The following is a 16,867-nucleotide window of genomic DNA, read 5'->3' on the forward strand; positions in this document are numbered from 1 at the left end:
CAGAGCAATCTTGCGCTGAAGCGACGAAGCAATCCATGCATCCGCGCATGCGGCTGGATGGATTGCTTCGCTGCGCTCGCAATGACGGCTGTGGCCACTCAATTCAACCTCAGCTCCGTGATGTGCCGCGGATCCGGCGCGAGCTCGCCGCGTTCGACGCGCTTGACGATGTCGGTCAGCGCGGCATTGGCGTTGCACGCGATGCCGAGCTTCTCGCCTTCGCTGACCACGAGCCCGTTGAGGAATTCGATCTCGGTGCGGCGGCCCTTCTGCATGTCCTGGCCCATCGAGGGACGCTGCGCCGATGAGGTGCGCTTGGCATCCTTGAAGCGCTGCTCGTCGCAGGCGCGCGTTGCGGCCTCGTCGCCCTCGCCGGCGCGGGCGATGGTCTCGGGCGGCAGATGCAGGATCTCCTCCAGCTGAAAACCCTGCGCCTGGCCGACGCGGATCGCCTCGCTGCCGAGCCGGGTCGAGAAGCGGCGCAGCGGTTCGCTTTGCAGCACCTCGCCGCCCGCCAGACCCGTGCAGGCCGAGAGCCCGTTGCCCATCACGTTGGCGACGAGCTTGGACCAGCGCTCGCCCCAGAGATTGGAGGTGACCTTGGCGCTGTCGGAATAACCGACCAGGCGGCAGACTTCCTCCGCCCGCGCGGTGATCCGGCCATGCACCTCGCCGGTGCGAAACACGGTGTGGGCGGCCCCGCCCTTGCCGGCGCCGCGGTGGATATGGCCCGGCTCCGGCAAATTGACGGTGATGCTGCTCGCGATGCAGCCGAGCGTCTTGCCCCAGCCGACGATGCCGGCGATGGTCTCCTCGTTCATACAGTTCTGCAGCGAGACGACGTAACCGTCCGCCGCCAGATATTGCCGGATCAGCATGGTGGCCCAGGCGGTGTCGTAGGACTTCATGCAGACGAAGGCGATGTCGACCGGTTTCTCTTTCACCAGCTGCTGCGCGTCGGTGACATCAAGCGCGCGCACCGGCACCGAGAATTCCGCGACGTCCATCGCGTGCGTGACGCGCAGGCCGTGCTTGCGCATGTGCTCGACATGCGCGGGCCAGGGATCGATGAAGGTGACGTCCTCCCCCGCCTGCACCATATGCGCACCGGCGTAGCCGCCGACAGCGCCCGCGCCGACGATCGCGATCTTCCGAGCCATGCTTCCATCCCCTGTTCTTGATTGAGACGAACGCTGGCTGCGTCCATCCGTTGCGGATCAGTCTAGGGGATCGCGGCGTCAGGCCAACCGGTCGCTTCATGAAAAAAGCGGGCCTGTGCCATACCAGTATTCATGGGACTCAGGAAAATCCCCGCGGGCGATGGGCCCGCGAGGATTTTCGTAGTCAGACGTCTCGACGCGATCAGTCGATGATCTTGACGATCCGGCGGGTGCGCGGCTCCACGATCACGCGGCGATCATTGACGACCGCATAGCGATACTCGGTGTAGCGCGGCACCGGGCGCAGCACGACGGTGTCGGGTAGCGGCTCGCCGACGACGACGCGTTCACGCACCACCACCGACGGCTCGTTGCGCGGGATCGACGTGATCACCGCATTCGGAATCTCGAGGCCGGCGCCGACCGCGGCACCCACCGTGCCGCCGACGATCTCGCCGACAGGCCCCGCGATTTCGCCGCCAGCCCGCGCGCCGTTCGCGGCACCCGCCGCAGTCGTGGACTGCGCGAAGGCCGAGCCGGACGCGAGCAGCGACGCAGCAGCGACAAGGGACACAGCAAAACGCTTGTTCATGATTCTCCTCCTCCGAATTGATCGATGCCCCCTCAACATCGCAAGCAACGAGAACGTTCCAGTTCCAACGCTGCAACCCGCGCAACGCCAGTTCCGCGCGCAATTCGCTTGATTCCGGCACGAACGAAAATGCTGCTCCAAACAACCTTCGAAGCAGCATTCATCCTGGGTTCAGATTCAGAGATCGTGCAGAACAGACCGCACTGCGCGCCGTTCATTCCGGCGATTTTTGATCGGCTCGCCGTCTCGGAGCTCGCCGTCTTGGCGGCGGTGCAGCCGCTGGCTTGATGCGAATTCGCATCGTCCCGCCTTTCGACTCGATCTCGAAAGCGTTGGTCCTGCGCACCAGTTCGCCGAGGGTGCGGAAGCCGTAGGTCCTCTGATCGAAATCCGACGCGAAATTAGCCAGCTGCCGTCCGACCTCGCCAAGCGTGACCCAGCCGTCTTCGCTCGCCATCTGGCTGATGACCTTCTTGATGATCGGCGTGGCAGCCTCCGGCGGCTGCAACGGCTGCGCCCGCACGGCGGCATCCTGATTGCTCGGCGCGCCGCCGCGCAGATTCTCGGTATAGACGAACCGGCGGCAGGCCTGCCGAAAACTCTCCGGCGTCTTCTGCTCGCCGAACCCGAACACGTCGATGCCGTGCTCGCGGATGCGGGCGGCAAGCCGGGTGAAATCGCTGTCCGACGACACCAGGCAAAAGCCATCGAACCGGCCGCTGTGCAGCAGGTCCATGGCGTCGATCACCAAGGTGATGTCGGATGCATTCTTCCCGGTCGTATAGGCGAATTGCTGCTGCGGGATAATGGCGTGCTTCGACAGGATGTCGGCCCAGCCCTTGGACCTGGGATTGGAGAAGTCGCCGTAGATCCGGCGCACGCTGGCCTCGCCGATCTTGGCGATCTCCTCGAACAGCCCATCGGCGATCTTTGCAGATGCGTTGTCGGCGTCGATCAGGACGGCCAGACGAGGCGAACGGAGTTCGGAAGGCATGGCATTTCTCGGCTGGGACAGGATGAATGGACAATTCCGCAGACAGCTGCGGAACCGGCGCAGCTGCCGTATCGGAGCACATCGCGCGTCCCAAGCATAGGCGGCATCGCCAAGACGTCGCGGCGATGCCAGCCTTGAGGCAGCGAGGTCAGATCACCTCGCCCAAGTCGATCGCCCGCCTGGCGAACTCGATGGCCTTCTCGGCGGTGATCGCGTCCGCTGTGGTCGTCGCCTCGTCGCGCACCGACGGCGGCGAAGCGATCCGGATCTTCTTGCCGTTTGAACGGCGGATGGTCGCGCGCCAGCGATCCACATCGCGCCGGTAGGCATCGATGACAAAATCCCGATAGGCGACACCGCTCATCAGCGGCTGAATCGATGCCGCTTCGACAGTGAGCGGCCGGCTTGCGATGTCGCGCACCATCTCGACAATGGTCTCGACGGCATGCTCACGCGCGACGCCGGTCGCGTCCCTGAGCAGATAGTTCACCGCCGCGCCGATCTGCGCCCTCGCGCGATCGTCGCTCGCAAAATCCAGATCGGCCTGAACTGACATATGGGGAAAACGCCTCCGCCCGACGCAACATCGGATACCTCCAGGCATCCGGCACCTTGCAACTACGTGACGTTTAGTCGGCTCCCCATTAAAGCCGGATTATCCGTTAGCCCCCGATTTCTCGGATGCCGTTAACCGGCTCTTGATGCCGCTTCACAGGATGCTCGACGCGACAAGGATGGTCGGCCGGATCACGGGAGGACCGCGCTACGCGCCGATGTGTCCGCGGCCCGTCCGGTGCGGCAGCCCGGTTCGCGCCGCCAGTTTGTGCGTGATCAGCAATTGACATATCACTGCTATCTGTGTGACATTTTATTAAAAGGGCCGACAAGAGCCAATCAATGTCCACTTGGGGAGGCAGCAATGACCATTTCCGACGTCACCGCGGCAGCCGGAAGCCGGGCTCCGGCCGCCGTTGCGCGAACCGCGCAGGCGCAGCAGGTCGCCGATATCGCGGCGCGGCTCGAACGCCTGCCGCTCACCTCCTATCAGCGCTGGATCTTCGGAATCATCGCGACCGCGTGGTTCTTCGACAGCATGGATCTGGCCGCGCTCACCTTCGTGCTCGGTTCGATCCGCCAGACCTTCGGCCTGTCGACGGCGGAAACCGGGCTGCTGTCCAGCATGAGCTTCCTCGGCATGTTCGCGGGCGCCGCGTCCGCCGGCCTGCTCGCCGACCGTTTCGGCCGCGCCCGCGTCTTCCAGGTCAGCATGGTCTTCTGGGGACTGGGCAGCCTGTGCTGCGGTCTGTCCACCACGGCGACCGCGCTCGGTGCATCCCGCCTGCTGCTCGGCTTCGGCATGGGCATGGAGTTTCCGGTCGCGCAGTCGATGGTCTCGGAGATCATGCCGGCGCGCAACCGCGGCCGCTACATCGCGTTCCTCGAAGGATTCTGGCCGCTCGGCTTCATCGCGTCGGGCTTGTTGACCTACTTCGTGCTGCAGGTCGCCGACTGGCGCTGGGTCTTCATCCTGCAGGCAATCCCGGCCGTGTTCGTGCTGGTGGTGCGCCGCTTCGTTCCGGAATCGCCGCGCTGGCTTGCGTCCCACGGTTATTCGGAGCGGGCCGAAGCGACCGTGCGCGACATCGAATCCAGGGTCCGCGACCGTCTCGGCGGCAAGGAGCTGCCGCCGGTGGTGCGCCAGGTGGCCGCCCCCGCGTCCGAAGTGACCGGCCTGAGAACGCTGTTTTCGGGCATCTATGCCAAGCGGACCACGATGTTGTGGACCCTGTGGTTCTTCGCGCTGCTCGGCTTCTACGGCCTGACCACGTGGCTCGGCGCGCTGCTGCAGGCCAAGGGCTTCCCGATCACCAAATCGGTGTTCTACACCATCCTGATCTCGCTCGCGGGGATCCCCGGCTTCCTGGTCTCGGCGTGGCTCGTCGAATCCTGGGGCCGCAAGGCGACGCTGGTGATGAACCTGCTCTGCGGCGCGATCGCCTGCCATTTCTACGGCTCGGCGGCGGACCAGACCCAGCTCATCATTGCCGGCCTCTGCATGCAATTCTTCCTGTTCGGCATGTGGTCGGCGCTCTACGCCTATACGCCCGAACTGTACCCGACCCATGTCCGCGCCACCGGAACGGGCTTTGCCTCCGCGGTCGGCCGAATCGGTTCGCTGATCGGCCCCTATGTGATCGGCGTGATCCTGCCGGCGGCCGGACAAGGCGGCGTGTTTGCGCTCGGCGCCGGCGCGTTCGTGGTGGCGGCGCTTGCGGTGCTGTTGCTCGGCGAGGAAACCCGCGGCCGGACGCTGGAAAGCATTTCGCACTGATGGGCTCGCGGCGCGCCGTCCGGTTCAGCGCGGCGCCGATCGACCGGCCTTGTCATTGCCATCGGGCGTGTGAGATATCTGCTGTACAGCAGCACTCACGATCCTGATGGTAAATTCGAGCAAACGATCCAGCACGGTGCGCGTGCGCACAGCAGGAAGCCGCCGGCCGGCACGGCAATCGTCCGCCGCCGGCGACAAGCCGCGCGGTTCCGCGCCGGCCCCGCTCCCGCAAAGCGACGTCACGCTCACCGATCGCGCCTATGCCGAGCTGGAAGAGCTGATCGTGACGCTGCAACTGCCGCCGGGCACCGCGCTCTCCGAGCTCGTGCTCGCCAAACGGCTCAACATCGGCCGAACCCCGATCCGCGAGGCCTTGCAGCGCCTGTCGCGCGACGGCCTCGTCAACATCCTGGCCCGCCGCGGCGTGCTGGTGTCCGAGATCGACCTCAGGGCCCAGCTGCGCCTGCTCGAAGTCCGGCGCGAGCTGGAACGGCTGATGGCGCGCGGCGCCGCCGAGCGCGCCACCAGCGAGCAGCGCATGCAGTTCTCGGAGATCGCCGCCGGCATGCGGCGCGCGGCGGAGAAATCCGACGACCTGCTGTTCATGCGGCTCGATCACCAGTTCAACACCCTGATCTCCGCGGCGTCGCGCAACGAGTTCGCCTCCCGCGCCATGGGCCTGATGCATGGCCTGTCGCGCCGGTTCTGGTACCAGCATTACAAGGAAGCGGCCGATCTGCCGCTGGCGGCGCGGCTGCATGCCGACGTCGCCGAGGCCGTCGCCGAGCGCCGCGTCGACGCCGCGGGCGCGGCGTCCGACAGCCTGATCGACTACATCGAGAGTTTTGCACGTTCGACGCTGTAACGGCTCTCAGAGCTCGACGACCGTGCGGATCGAACGTCCGCGCCGCAGCGCCTCGAAGCCGTCATTGATGCTGTCGAGGCTGCAGCGGCCTGTGATCAGTTCGTCGAGCTTGAGCCGGCCGTCCAGATAGGCCTGCGCCAGAAAGGGAAAGTCGCGCCGTGGCCGCGCGCCGCCATAGCTCGAGCGGCGAAATCGCTTCTCGCCCATCAACGCGCCCCAGCGAAAACTCACGTCCTGCGTGACGTCGATCTTGCCGAGCCAGATCACCTCGCCGCCCGGCCGCACCGCCTCCGCGGTCTGCCGAAACGCGTTGGGATGGCCCGCCGCTTCAAGGATGACGTCGGCGCCGCGGCCGCCCGTCGCCTGCTTTGCGAACTGGACCGGGTCCTCGCGGGCCGCGTTGACGACGTGCGTGGCGCCGAGCTGCCGCGCCAGCGCCAGCTTTGCATCATCGAGGTCGACCGCGATGACAGCACCTGCGCCGGCAAGCCGGGCGCCCTGCACCGCTGCCAGCCCGACCGCGCCGCAGCCGGTGACCATCACGGTATCGCCGTGACCGATGGCGGCGACGTTGAGCGCGGCGCCGACGCCGGTCATGACGCCGCAGCCGATCAGGCACGCGCGGTCGAACGGGATGTCGTTCGGCACGACGATCGCCTGCTGGGCCGGCAGCACGACATATTCCGAGAACGCGCCGAGGAACATCAGCTGCGTCAGCTTGCGTCCGTCCGCGAGCTGCGCCTTCGATGCGCCGTCGAAATGCACGCCTTCCGCACCCCGCGCGAGGTAGGTCTCGCACAGGATCGGCTGCGCGCGGTCGCAGTGAAAGCAGTGCCCGCAATGCGGATTCCAGGACAAGATGACGTGATCGCCGACGCTGATGTCCCGCACCGCGCTGCCGATTTCCTCGACGATGCCTGCCGCCTCGTGCCCGAGGATCATCGGCAAGGGATAGCGCAACGATCCGTCGATGACTTCGAGATCGGTGTGGCAGAGCCCCGCGGCACGCACCTTCACCACGACGTCGGTCGGCATGGGCGGCGCAAGCGATACGCGCTCGACGGAAAGCGGCGTTCCGCTTTGATGCAGCACCGCCGCGCGACAGGTCAGGGTCATCTCAGGAATTCTCTGCCGGGGGCATCAGCACGGGCTCAGGCCGTCTGTCCGGAGCGCAGCGCCGCGACCGCTTCGTCGAGATCGGCCGAAGAGAGCTCCCATTCATTGTCGAAATTGGCGACGACGCGCCGCATGAACGGCTCGTGCAGCGCTTTCGCGGCAGCGGCATCGTGCAGATGGTCATAGAGCAGCGCGAAGGCCAGTTGTGCCGGCTCGGGCCCCTCGTAGCTCCATTCAAACCCGTGCTCGGTGAGACGAAGCTGGTCGTAATGCGGTGACAGCGGCTTGCCGTCGACCAGCACCGAAATGCCGTCGATGGTGCGGTCCCCGGTATAGCTCGCCATCGGATCCTCCCTGTGCTGCAGCATCATATCAGGAGCTCGGTCAGGATCCCGGCGGACGCATCTTGAGGTCCTTCTTGACGACCTCGGGGAAGATCCACATCGCGACCGTGGCGAACACGCCGAGGAAGGCGACCGCATAGCTCGGTCCCTGCTGGCCCAGATAGACCATGAAAAAGTATCCGCAGGCTGCCGTGGCGAGGCAGGCCAGCGACAGCATGAGCTTGATGTGGCTTGGCATCGAGACCTCCCTTCAGGTTATCCACGTGGAAAAGGACGGCGCGGCGACGCGGACCAGCAGCGCGAGCGCGGCGATCATGGCGCAACAGGACAGCCGCAATCCCGCGCGTCCGTCGCGCCACCATTCCGGCAGCGCCTGAAACAGCCCGGGTAGAAACAAGAACAGCACGCCGCCGACGACAACGATTGTGGTCCAGCGCAATTCGGCCAGCGCGAATGCCAGCGTGCCGGCGAGCAGCATCACCCACAATGCGGTGGTCATCGTCACCGGCAGGACGGCGCGCCCGCGCAGCGGGTACATCCCGGCCAGTTGCAGGAAGCCGATGCAGCACACGCTCCACAGCAGGCCGAACCAGGCGAGACCGGCGAGATTGGGCTCAAGCTGCGGCATGCGGCACCGATTGCTCCTTCGCCATGACCCGCGGCGTCCGCGCCGTCCGGCGCATGTCGGTCTTCACATGGCGCGTGCTGTAGCCGTTGAAGATGTGGCCAAGCAGGCCGCGATTGAGATCGGAGGTGCCGAACACATAGTCCATCACCGGGAAGGTCAGGTTCATGTTCCGCTCCATCATGATCGACTGGTTGTGATGGGCGGTATGATGCCGGCGGATGGTGTTGACGAACGGCATGTTGCGCACGAAGGCATTTTCCTCGACGTGGCAGCAGAAATGCATGAACTCGTAGATCAGGTACATCGAGGTCGTCGTGGTGATCAGCAGCCAGCCGGTGTTGGCCGAGATCACAAGGCCCGCGACGATCGCCGGCGGGATCGACATCAGAGTAAACACCACCAGCGCATAGGGCGGGAAGAAGGTGACGCGCCAGTCGTGATGATCGGCGAAGCGCATCTCCTCCTCGGTGAAGAACTGATGGTGCATCAGCGTGTGGCGGCTGTAGATCGCGCGCAGCAAGGGCACATTCGAGGGCCGGTGCATGACGAAGCGATGCACCGCCCATTCGAAGAAGTTTGCGATCAGGAAGACCACGGGAATGGTGAGGTATTCCCACCATTTCACGTCGTGCACATTGGCCAGATAGACGTACAGCGCCGTGAAGCCGATCGTGTAGATCAGCACGACATGCAGCCAGCCATTGTACCAGCCCACCACGCGCTCGCGGTAGGTCGCGCGATATTTGCGCTGGCGGTCGGTCATCCCTGTTGCAGCCAACTCCATCGCGGGTCCCTCCGTCATTCCTGATCTGATATATCAGTAGCACATCAGATGCCAAAGGCAAGCTGCCTTGGTGGGCCGGAAGCGGTCAGGAAAAGGGATCGGCGCGCGGAACCCACGCAAGACGGAGCAGGAAGGCCTGGCTGGATTCGAACGGTCAGGCGGGTTGCGCCCTGCCCGCCCACCCCGGCGAAGGCTCGGACGGAAGCGCCCCCATGAAAAAAAGCCGCCCCGGACGGTGTCCGAGGCGGCCTGTGGTATTCGACAGATCAGAAGGTCAGAGCAGGCCCGCGCCGCGCGCCCACTTGTACTTGGCGCCGAGCACCTCGACCGGGAGTTCGGTCGAATAGGCGTAGGCCGGGATGCCGTTCTGGTAGAGATACTCGGCGGCTTCCTCGACCTCGACGTCGCCGGCGAGCGAGGCGACGATCGGCTTGACGAAGCCCTTGGCCTCCATCTCCTTCTTCACCTCGACCATGTTGCGCGCGAACACCATCGGCGGCGTCACGATGGTGTGCCAGTAGCCGAGGATCAGCGCGTGGATGCGCTCATCCGACAGGCCGAGCTTGACCGTGTTGACGTAGGTGATCGGCGGCTCGCCGCCGGTGATATCCACAGGATTTCCGGCCGCGCCGAACGGCGGGATGAACTTGCGGAACGCCGCATCGAGGTCCGGCGGCATCTGCATCAGCGACAGGCCGTTGTCGACCACGGAGTCGGAGAGCAGCACGCCGGAGCCGCCGGCGCCGGTGATGATCAGCACGTTCTCGCCCTTCGGCGTCGGCAGCACCGGCACGCCGCGGGCGAATTCGAGCAGCTGCCGCAGGCTGCGGGCGCGGATCACGCCCGACTGCTTGAACACGTCCTCGTAGATCTTGTCGTTGCCGGCGAGCGCGCCGGTATGCGACGAGGCCGCCTTCGCGCCCGCAGACGTGCGCCCGGCCTTGAGCACGACCACCGGCTTCTTCTTGGAGACGCGCTTGGCGGCTTCCGCGAAGGCGCGGCCATCCTTCAGGTCCTCGCAGTGCTGCGCGATCAGGTTGGTGTTGGGATCCTGCTCGAAAAAGGCGAGCAGATCGTCCTCGTCGATGTCGGACTTGTTGCCGAGGCCGACGATCGCCGACACGCCCATCTTGGCCGAGCGCGAGAAGCCGATGATCGCCATGCCGATGCCGCCCGACTGCGACGACAGCGCGGCGTGGCCCTTGACGTCATAGGCGGTGCAGAACGTGGCGCAGAGATTGGCCGGGGTATAATAGAAGCCGTAGATGTTCGGCCCCATCAGGCGGATATTGTACTTCTTGCCGACCTCGACGATCTCGGCCTGCAATTCCGGCGCGCCGGCCTCGGCAAAGCCCGAGGGAATCAGCACCGCGCCGGGGATTTTCTTCTCGCCGCATTCGGCGAGCGCGCCGGCGACGAATTTCGCCGGGATCGCGAACACCGCCGTGTCGATCACGCCGGGCACGTCCTTGACGCTCTTGTAGGCCTTGTAGCCGAGGATCTCGTCGGCCTTGGGGTGGATCGGATAGATCTCGCCCTTGTAGCCGCCGTTGATGAGGTTCTTCATCACGGAGTTGCCGATCTTGCCGTCCTCGGCGGAGGCGCCGATCACAGCAACGCCCTTCGGCTGCATGATTCGGTTCATCGCGGCGACGATCTCTTCGGTCGGACGCGGCGCCGGGCGCGGCTTGTAGTTGAAGTCGACGACGATGCGGACGTCGGCCGCGATCGCGTTCTTGCTGGTGGCGAACACCGGGTTGAGGTCGAGCTCGACGATCTCGGGGAAATCGCTGACCAGCTGCGACACCTTGATGATGACGTCGGCGAGCGCCTCGCGATTGACCGCCTCGCCGCCGCGCACACCCTTCAGCATCTCATGCGCCTGGATGCCGTCGAGCATCGACAGCGCATCGTCCTTGGTCGCGGGCGCGAGGCGGAAGGTGATGTCCTTGAGGATTTCGACCAGCACGCCGCCGAGACCGAAGGCGACCAGCTTGCCGAACGAGCCGTCGGTGATCGAGCCGACGATCACCTCGGTGCCGCCGCCCAGCATCTGCTGGACCTGGATGCCCTCGATCTTGGCATCGGCCTTGTACTTCCTGGCGTTGGCGAGAATCGTCTCGTAGCTCTTCTCGGCCTCGGCGGCGCTCTTGACGCCGACCACCACACCGCCGGCCTCGGTCTTGTGGAGGATGTCGGGCGAGACGATCTTCATCACGACCGGGAAGCCCATGTCGGAGGCGATGCGGGCGGCCTCGGCCGCCGACTTGGCGACACCCTCTTTCGGCACCGGAATGCCGTAGGCGTCGCAAACCACCTTGCCTTCGGGCGCGGTGAGGCTCGTGCGCTTGTCGGCCCTGACCGCATCGAGAATTTTGCGGACCGCATCCTTCGAATTTGACATTGGCTTCCTCCTGGGACAGATTTCGTGGCATTTGGTATGCCAAAAACGCAATTGTCAAGGTCGGTTGAGGTCCAAAAAGATCGAAAAATATAGGCAGCTTGACATTCTGGTATTTGGCATGCCAAAAATCTAAGGTAATTTCTTCTGCTAAGAAGACGTCTCCAAGAGGAGGAGACGAGTCGTGCCAGAACCGAAACAGACCAAGGCGTCGCCCACCATGGCTGACACAGATATCGCCATCGTCCGGATCGCGCCGGAGACGAGCTTCAAGAACAAGGCCTATGAGGCCTTGAAGGAAGCGATCCTGAAGATGGACATCTACGCGACGCCGGAGCCGGTGATGCTCGACGAGCGCGCACTGTCCGAGCGCCTCGGCGTCAGCCGCACGCCGATCCGCGAAGCGATCGCGATGCTCGAGCAGGACGGATTCGTGAAAACCGTGCCGCGCCGCGGCATCGTCGTGGTCCGCCGTACCAAGGCGGAGATCGTCGACATGATCCGCGCCTGGGCGGCGCTGGAGAGCATGGCGGCGCGCCTGATCACGACCACCGCGCGCAAGAAGGACATCTCGGCGCTGCGCGACTTCTTCAAGGACTTCAGCGACGATCGCCTGCCGCAGGATCACGTCGAGGAATATTCCAAGGCCAACATCGCCTTCCACCAGGCGCTGATCTCGCTGTCGGAATCGCCTGTTCTGGTCGACCTCACCAATGACCTGCTGCTGCATGTGCGCGGCTATCGCCAGCTCACGATCGGCCGCAAGGACCGCACCGCGACCTCGCTGCCCGAGCATCTCGGGATCATCGAGGCGCTGGAAGCGCGCGACACCGAGCTTGCCGAGAAGCGCGCGCGCGACCACACGCTTGGGCTTGCCGCCTACGTCGAGGCGCACGGCCAAGAATTATTCACGTAGAGAACCGTTCACTTAAATTTGAGAGTCCACACCCGCTTCAGACGACAATCAGATCGTCCGAACAAAGAACGACCAGGGAGACGATGCCGATGCTGAATACCGCTACGAAGTCCGAGGCACCGGGCACCGAGCAAGAACTGACCGATGGCTTCCATCTCGTCATCGATGCGCTCAAGCTCAACGGCATCGACACCATCTATGGTGTGCCGGGTATCCCGATCACGGACCTGGGCCGCATGGCCCAGGCGGCGGGCATTCGCGTGCTGTCGTTCCGCCACGAGCAGAATGCCGGCTACGCGGCTTCGATCGCCGGCTTCCTGACCAAGCGGCCCGGCGTCTGCCTCACGGTGTCGGCGCCCGGCTTCCTCAACGGCCTCACCGCGCTCGCCCACGCCACCACCAACTGCTTCCCGATGATCCTGGTCTCGGGCTCGTCCGAGCGCGAGATCGTCGACCTGCAGCAGGGCGACTATGAAGAGATGGATCAGCTCGCGATCGCCAAGCCGCTGTGCAAGGCCGCGTTCCGCGTGCTGCACGCCCAGGACATCGGCATCGGCCTCGCGCGCGCGATCCGCGCCGCGGTGTCGGGCCGTCCGGGCGGCGTCTATCTCGACCTGCCCGCAAAGCTGTTCTCGCAGGTGATGAACGCCGACGCCGGCCAGAAGTCGCTGGTCAAGGTGATCGACGCCGCGCCCGAGCAGATCCCCTCCCCGTCTTCGGTCAAGCGCGCGCTGGACGTCCTGAAGAGCGCGAAGCGTCCGCTCATCATCCTCGGCAAGGGCGCGGCCTACGCGCAGGCCGACGAGGCGATCAAGAATTTCGTCGAGAAGAGCGGCGTGCCGTTCCTGCCGATGAGCATGGCCAAGGGCCTGCTGCCCGATCTGCATCCGCAATGCGCGGGTGCGGCGCGCTCGACGGTGCTGAAGGAAGCCGACGTCGTGATGCTGATCGGCGCCCGCCTCAACTGGCTGCTCTCGCATGGCAAGGGCAAGACCTGGGGCGAAGCCCCGAAGAAGTTCATCCAGGTCGACATCGAGCCGAAGGAAATGGATTCCAACGTCGAGATCGTCGCCCCCGTGGTCGGCGATATCGGCTCCTGCGTGTCGGCGTTCCTCGACGCCATGGGCGCGAACTGGACCGCGGCGCCGTCCGACTGGCTCTCGACCGTCAGCAAGAAGCGCGACGACAACGTCGCCAAGATGGCGCCGAAGCTGATGAGCAACGCTTCGCCGATGGATTACCATGGCGCGCTCGGCGCGCTGCGCGCCATCATCGCGGAACGTCCGGACACCATCTTCGTCAACGAGGGCGCCAACACGCTCGACCTCGCCCGCGGCGTCGTCGACATGCACAAGCCGCGCAAGCGGCTCGACGTCGGCACCTGGGGCGTGATGGGCATCGGCATGGGCTATTCGATCGCCGCTGCGGTCGAGACCGGCCTGCCCGTGCTCGCGGTCGAAGGCGACAGCGCGTTCGGGTTCTCGGGCATGGAGATCGAGACCATCTGCCGCTACAGGCTGCCGATCTGCGTCGTGATCTTCAACAATGACGGCATCTATCGCGGCACCGACGTCAACAGCGCCGGCGACGATCCGGCGACCACCGTGTTCGTCAAGGGCTCGCGCTACGACAAGATGATGGAAGCCTTCGGCGGCGTCGGCGTCAACGCCACCTCGCCGGACGAGTTGAAGCGCGCGGTCAATGCAGCGCTGGATTCCGGCAAGCCGACTCTGATCAACGCGGTGATCGATCCGGCGGCGGGCTCGGAGAGCGGCCGCATCGGCAACCTCAATCCGCAGAGCGTTCTGCAGAAGAAGAAGTAACCCTAACCCCCATCACTCCCTGCGGGTGCAGGGGCATATAGAGTACGGAGCAAACATTATGACCAAGGCGCTGAAGGGCGTTCGCATTCTCGATTTCACCCACGTCCAGTCGGGTCCGACCTGCACGCAATTGCTGGCCTGGTTCGGCGCCGACGTGATCAAGGTCGAGCGTCCCGGCGTCGGCGACATCACGCGCGGCCAGCTGCAGGACATCCCGAACGTGGACAGCCTGTATTTCACCATGCTGAATCACAACAAGCGCTCGATCACGCTCGACACCAAGAACCCGAAGGGCAAGGAAGTGTTGACCGCGCTGATCAAGCAGTGCGACGTGCTGGTCGAAAACTTCGGCCCCGGCGTGCTCGATCGCATGGGCTTCCCCTGGGAGAAGATCCAGGCCATCAACCCGAAGATGATCGTCGCCTCGATCAAGGGTTTTGGCCCCGGCCCGTATGAGGACTGCAAGGTCTACGAGAACGTCGCGCAGTGCACCGGCGGCGCTGCCTCGACCACCGGCTTCCGCGACGGCCTGCCGCTGGTCACCGGCGCGCAGATCGGCGACAGCGGCACCGGGTTGCATCTCGCGCTCGGCATCGTCACCGCGCTGTACCATCGCACCCACTCCGGCAAGGGCCAGCGCGTCACCGCCGCGATGCAGGACGGCGTGCTCAACCTCGCCCGCGTCAAGCTGCGCGACCAGCAGCGGCTCGCCCACGGTCCGCTGAAGGAATACAGCCAGTTCGGCGAAGGCATTCCGTTCGGCGATGCCGTGCCGCGCGCCGGCAACGATTCCGGCGGCGGCCAGCCCGGCCGCATCTTGAAGTGCAAGGGCTGGGAGACCGATCCGAACGCCTACATTTACTTCATCACCCAGGCCCCGGTCTGGGAGAAGATCTGCGACGTGATCGGCGAGCCGACCTGGAAGACCGATCCGAACTACGCCAAGCCGCCGGCCCGCCTGCCGCGCCTCAACGAGATCTTCGCCCGCATCGAGCAGTGGACGATGACCAAGACCAAGTTCGAGGCGATGGAGATCCTCAACAAGGACGACATCCCCTGCGGTCCGATCCTGTCGATGAAGGAGATCGCCGAAGACCAGTCGCTGCGCGCGACCGGCACCGTGGTCGAGGTCGATCATCCGACCCGCGGCAAGTACGTCTCGGTCGGCAACCCGATCAAGCTCTCGGATTCGCCGAGCGACGTTCAGCGCTCGCCGCTGCTCGGCGAGCACACCGACGAGATCCTGCGCGAGGTGCTCGGCTTCAGCGATCACCAGGTCGCCGAGATCCACGACTCCGGCGCGCTCGACCCGCCGCGCAAGCAGGCGGCCGAGTAAAGGCAGCGCTCAAGCAGAAACACGAATGGCCGCGGGCAACCGCGGCCATTTTGTTTTGGGAGGAACTTGCGGTCCCGCGCCGCTGTCGACCGCACGCCGGATCAACCGCCCTCGCCGCTCTCGCCTTCGCCGCCCTCATCGCCCGGCACATATTCCAGGATATCGCCCGGCCGGCAGTCCAGCTCGCGGCAGATCGCCGACAGCGTCGAGAAGCGCATCGCTTTCGCCTTGCCGGTCTTCAGGATCGACAGGTTCTGGATCGAAATGCCGATCGCGTCCGCGAGGTCTCCGAGGCGGCGCTTGCGCTTTGCGAGCATGACATCGAGGTTCACCACGATGGGCACAAGCATCACCCTCAGATCGTCAGATCGTTTTCGGACTGCAACAGGATGGCCTGCTCGATCACGAATTTCAGCGCCATCAGGAACACGCCGCCTGCGACCGTGCCGACGTCGACGCCGTAGCTCGGCAGGAAGAACTTGATGTCGCCAAGCTGATACAGCGCATAGGTCACCGCGATGGTCGTGATCGTATCCACAAACGGCCAGACCACCAGGAAGATCCCCATCCACCAGACACCCTGCAGCGTTTCGGACACGAAGATCCGTCCGTTGGCGAATCGGTTCACCATGCGATGTAGGATGCCGATCAGCACGGCGTAAAACGATACCCCAAGCGCGAACAGCGACCAGAACAGCACCTGGCCCTTGGCCGACATGGTGAGCGGGTTGGCGACGATGCTGGCGCACTTCGCCTGCTCGCCGATCAGGCTCTCGGCGATCGTCGCCGACGCCGTGGTGGTGCGGTAATAGGCCAGCCACAGCACCACCGGCAGTGCCGCCCAGATCAACCAGAACGCCCGATCGAGCCTGCGAAACCAGAGCTGGCGCTGCTCACGAACCGATTTCCCCATCGCACCCATCCGAAAAATTCTTTGCCAAAAAGCCGGTACGGCCGGATTGCATCATGCCCAGGCAATGTCATTGACTCAACCTTAAGCGTGATTTATTTCATGTTTATCATGAAATTTTTCATGAAGAAGGTGGATGATGACGGTAATCCCGGACCAAAACGGCCTGCGCAAGGCTCTGAAGCAATTGATCCACGCTCACCTCACGCGCCGCCTGATCGTGGCCGCGTTCCACATCCCGCTGCTCGGCAGCCCCGCCGATGCCGCCAAGGCGAGCGACAAGGCCAACGATCCGGCCGGCGTCTGGCTGACCCAATCCGGCGACGCCAGGATCAAGGTCCAGCGCTGCGGCAGCGCGCTGTGCGGCCGCGTCGTCTGGTTGAAGGAGCCGACAGACAGGGCCACCGGCAAGCCGCAGCTCGACGACAAGAACTCCGATCGCGCGCAGCGCACCCGACCGGTCATAGGCATGTCGCTGTTCATCAACATGCAGCCCGCCGGCCCGAACAAATGGGCCGGCCGGATCTACAACGCCGACGACGGCAAGACCTATGAGAGCTCGGTGACGCTGGTCTCGCCGGGCACGCTGAACGTTCGCGGCTGCATGGGAACGCTGTGCGCCGGCGAAGACTGGACGCGGTGAAGCGAATGCGGTGAAGGGACTTG

18 protein-coding genes are annotated in these 16,867 nt (G+C 64.8%); 6 read left to right on the forward strand and 12 right to left on the reverse strand.

Translation table 11 applies throughout. From position 1 onward, the window contains the following. Positions 1-98: 98 nt before the first annotated feature. The 4 genes from ACVWZM_RS03410 to ACVWZM_RS03425 all read right to left on the reverse strand — a co-directional run bounded on the left by ACVWZM_RS03410 (position 99) and on the right by ACVWZM_RS03425 (position 3,302). The gene (locus ACVWZM_RS03410; RefSeq protein ID WP_456851867.1) at positions 99-1,160 is read right to left on the reverse strand and encodes a ketopantoate reductase family protein; all 1,062 of its coding nucleotides are present in this window, start codon (positions 1,158-1,160) and stop codon (positions 99-101) included. A gap of 202 nt (positions 1,161-1,362) precedes the next feature. Further along, positions 1,363-1,752 (reverse strand): DUF1236 domain-containing protein, encoded by a 390-nt coding sequence (locus ACVWZM_RS03415; RefSeq protein ID WP_016842369.1) that lies wholly within the window; start codon positions 1,750-1,752, stop codon positions 1,363-1,365. 214 nt (positions 1,753-1,966) lie between these two features. After that, a complete protein-coding gene (locus ACVWZM_RS03420) occupies positions 1,967-2,746 on the reverse strand; it encodes an NYN domain-containing protein (RefSeq protein WP_057020277.1) in 780 nt (259 codons plus the stop codon). A gap of 148 nt (positions 2,747-2,894) precedes the next feature. Then, a complete protein-coding gene (locus ACVWZM_RS03425) occupies positions 2,895-3,302 on the reverse strand; it encodes a hypothetical protein (protein ID WP_076833366.1) in 408 nt (135 codons plus the stop codon). A 363-nt stretch (positions 3,303-3,665) separates the two neighbouring features. Between ACVWZM_RS03425 and ACVWZM_RS03430 the strand changes: the two genes are divergently transcribed. Next, positions 3,666-5,078 carry an MFS transporter gene (locus ACVWZM_RS03430; protein WP_456815909.1) on the forward strand — a complete coding sequence of 471 codons (1,413 nt, stop codon included), beginning with the start codon at positions 3,666-3,668 and terminating at the stop codon, positions 5,076-5,078. Between the two features lie 106 nt (positions 5,079-5,184). Then, positions 5,185-5,943: a GntR family transcriptional regulator gene (locus ACVWZM_RS03435; protein WP_229189929.1), complete on the forward strand. Its 759-nt coding sequence runs from the start codon at positions 5,185-5,187 to the stop codon at positions 5,941-5,943. A 6-nt stretch (positions 5,944-5,949) separates the two neighbouring features. Here the strand turns inward: ACVWZM_RS03435 and ACVWZM_RS03440 are convergent, their stop codons facing one another. The 6 genes from ACVWZM_RS03440 to ACVWZM_RS03465 form a co-directional block, all read right to left on the reverse strand. Then, complete coding sequence (locus tag ACVWZM_RS03440) at positions 5,950-7,059, reverse strand: Zn-dependent alcohol dehydrogenase (protein ID WP_076833361.1); 1,110 nt, start codon at positions 7,057-7,059, stop codon at positions 5,950-5,952. 35 nt (positions 7,060-7,094) lie between these two features. After that, positions 7,095-7,403, reverse strand: a complete 309-nt coding sequence (locus ACVWZM_RS03445; RefSeq protein WP_076833594.1) for a DUF6166 domain-containing protein — start codon at positions 7,401-7,403, stop codon at positions 7,095-7,097. Positions 7,404-7,443: 40 nt separating this feature from the next. Further along, positions 7,444-7,641: a hypothetical protein gene (locus ACVWZM_RS03450; protein ID WP_024579640.1), complete on the reverse strand. Its 198-nt coding sequence runs from the start codon at positions 7,639-7,641 to the stop codon at positions 7,444-7,446. A 12-nt stretch (positions 7,642-7,653) separates the two neighbouring features. Then, the gene (locus tag ACVWZM_RS03455; RefSeq protein ID WP_057020272.1) at positions 7,654-8,031 is read right to left on the reverse strand and encodes a hypothetical protein; all 378 of its coding nucleotides are present in this window, start codon (positions 8,029-8,031) and stop codon (positions 7,654-7,656) included. Then, the gene (locus tag ACVWZM_RS03460) at positions 8,018-8,815 is read right to left on the reverse strand and encodes a sterol desaturase family protein (protein WP_076833360.1); all 798 of its coding nucleotides are present in this window, start codon (positions 8,813-8,815) and stop codon (positions 8,018-8,020) included. Before ACVWZM_RS03460 ends, ACVWZM_RS03455 begins: the two co-directional genes overlap by 14 nt. A 274-nt stretch (positions 8,816-9,089) precedes the next feature. Then, positions 9,090-11,219 carry an acetate--CoA ligase family protein gene (locus tag ACVWZM_RS03465; protein ID WP_456815907.1) on the reverse strand — a complete coding sequence of 710 codons (2,130 nt, stop codon included), beginning with the start codon at positions 11,217-11,219 and terminating at the stop codon, positions 9,090-9,092. Positions 11,220-11,436: 217 nt separating this feature from the next. Here ACVWZM_RS03465 and ACVWZM_RS03470 point away from each other — a divergent pair, with 217 nt between their 5' ends. The 3 genes from ACVWZM_RS03470 to frc all read left to right on the forward strand — a co-directional run bounded on the left by ACVWZM_RS03470 (position 11,437) and on the right by frc (position 15,291). Continuing rightward, positions 11,437-12,132 (forward strand): GntR family transcriptional regulator, encoded by a 696-nt coding sequence (locus ACVWZM_RS03470; protein WP_050387017.1) that lies wholly within the window; start codon positions 11,437-11,439, stop codon positions 12,130-12,132. 89 nt (positions 12,133-12,221) lie between these two features. Then, entirely contained in the window at positions 12,222-13,955 is a 1,734-nt protein-coding gene (oxc, locus tag ACVWZM_RS03475) for an oxalyl-CoA decarboxylase (RefSeq protein ID WP_168858129.1), read from the forward strand. Between the two features lie 58 nt (positions 13,956-14,013). Next, entirely contained in the window at positions 14,014-15,291 is a 1,278-nt protein-coding gene (frc, locus tag ACVWZM_RS03480) for a formyl-CoA transferase (RefSeq protein ID WP_057020269.1), read from the forward strand. 101 nt (positions 15,292-15,392) lie between these two features. Here frc and ACVWZM_RS03485 read toward each other — a convergent pair whose 3' ends face one another. Both ACVWZM_RS03485 and ACVWZM_RS03490 read right to left on the reverse strand, forming a co-directional pair. Continuing rightward, positions 15,393-15,635 (reverse strand): helix-turn-helix domain-containing protein, encoded by a 243-nt coding sequence (locus ACVWZM_RS03485; protein WP_057020304.1) that lies wholly within the window; start codon positions 15,633-15,635, stop codon positions 15,393-15,395. 11 nt (positions 15,636-15,646) lie between these two features. Continuing rightward, positions 15,647-16,204, reverse strand: coding sequence for a DUF2975 domain-containing protein (locus ACVWZM_RS03490; RefSeq protein ID WP_159109482.1), 558 nt, complete (start codon positions 16,202-16,204; stop codon positions 15,647-15,649). Between the two features lie 133 nt (positions 16,205-16,337). Between ACVWZM_RS03490 and ACVWZM_RS03495 the strand changes: the two genes are divergently transcribed. After that, complete coding sequence (locus tag ACVWZM_RS03495) at positions 16,338-16,844, forward strand: DUF2147 domain-containing protein (protein ID WP_456851870.1); 507 nt, start codon at positions 16,338-16,340, stop codon at positions 16,842-16,844. Positions 16,845-16,867: the final 23 nt, after the last annotated feature.

Source organism: Bradyrhizobium sp. USDA 4501 (genome assembly GCF_054062115.1).

Coding starts and splice junctions, on each gene's coding strand:
- ACVWZM_RS03410 (WP_456851867.1), bottom strand. CDS start 1,160: ATGGCTCGGAAGATCGCGATCGTCGGCGCGGGCGCTGTCGGCGGCTAC.
- ACVWZM_RS03415 (WP_016842369.1), bottom strand. CDS start 1,752: ATGAACAAGCGTTTTGCTGTGTCCCTTGTCGCTGCTGCGTCGCTGCTC.
- ACVWZM_RS03420 (WP_057020277.1), bottom strand. CDS start 2,746: ATGCCTTCCGAACTCCGTTCGCCTCGTCTGGCCGTCCTGATCGACGCC.
- ACVWZM_RS03425 (WP_076833366.1), bottom strand. CDS start 3,302: ATGTCAGTTCAGGCCGATCTGGATTTTGCGAGCGACGATCGCGCGAGG.
- ACVWZM_RS03430 (WP_456815909.1), top strand. CDS start 3,666: ATGACCATTTCCGACGTCACCGCGGCAGCCGGAAGCCGGGCTCCGGCC.
- ACVWZM_RS03435 (WP_229189929.1), top strand. CDS start 5,185: ATGGTAAATTCGAGCAAACGATCCAGCACGGTGCGCGTGCGCACAGCA.
- ACVWZM_RS03440 (WP_076833361.1), bottom strand. CDS start 7,059: ATGACCCTGACCTGTCGCGCGGCGGTGCTGCATCAAAGCGGAACGCCG.
- ACVWZM_RS03445 (WP_076833594.1), bottom strand. CDS start 7,403: ATGGCGAGCTATACCGGGGACCGCACCATCGACGGCATTTCGGTGCTG.
- ACVWZM_RS03450 (WP_024579640.1), bottom strand. CDS start 7,641: ATGCCAAGCCACATCAAGCTCATGCTGTCGCTGGCCTGCCTCGCCACG.
- ACVWZM_RS03455 (WP_057020272.1), bottom strand. CDS start 8,031: ATGCCGCAGCTTGAGCCCAATCTCGCCGGTCTCGCCTGGTTCGGCCTG.
- ACVWZM_RS03460 (WP_076833360.1), bottom strand. CDS start 8,815: ATGGAGTTGGCTGCAACAGGGATGACCGACCGCCAGCGCAAATATCGC.
- ACVWZM_RS03465 (WP_456815907.1), bottom strand. CDS start 11,219: ATGTCAAATTCGAAGGATGCGGTCCGCAAAATTCTCGATGCGGTCAGG.
- ACVWZM_RS03470 (WP_050387017.1), top strand. CDS start 11,437: ATGGCTGACACAGATATCGCCATCGTCCGGATCGCGCCGGAGACGAGC.
- oxc (WP_168858129.1), top strand. CDS start 12,222: ATGCTGAATACCGCTACGAAGTCCGAGGCACCGGGCACCGAGCAAGAA.
- frc (WP_057020269.1), top strand. CDS start 14,014: ATGACCAAGGCGCTGAAGGGCGTTCGCATTCTCGATTTCACCCACGTC.
- ACVWZM_RS03490 (WP_159109482.1), bottom strand. CDS start 16,204: ATGGGGAAATCGGTTCGTGAGCAGCGCCAGCTCTGGTTTCGCAGGCTC.
- ACVWZM_RS03495 (WP_456851870.1), top strand. CDS start 16,338: ATGATGACGGTAATCCCGGACCAAAACGGCCTGCGCAAGGCTCTGAAG.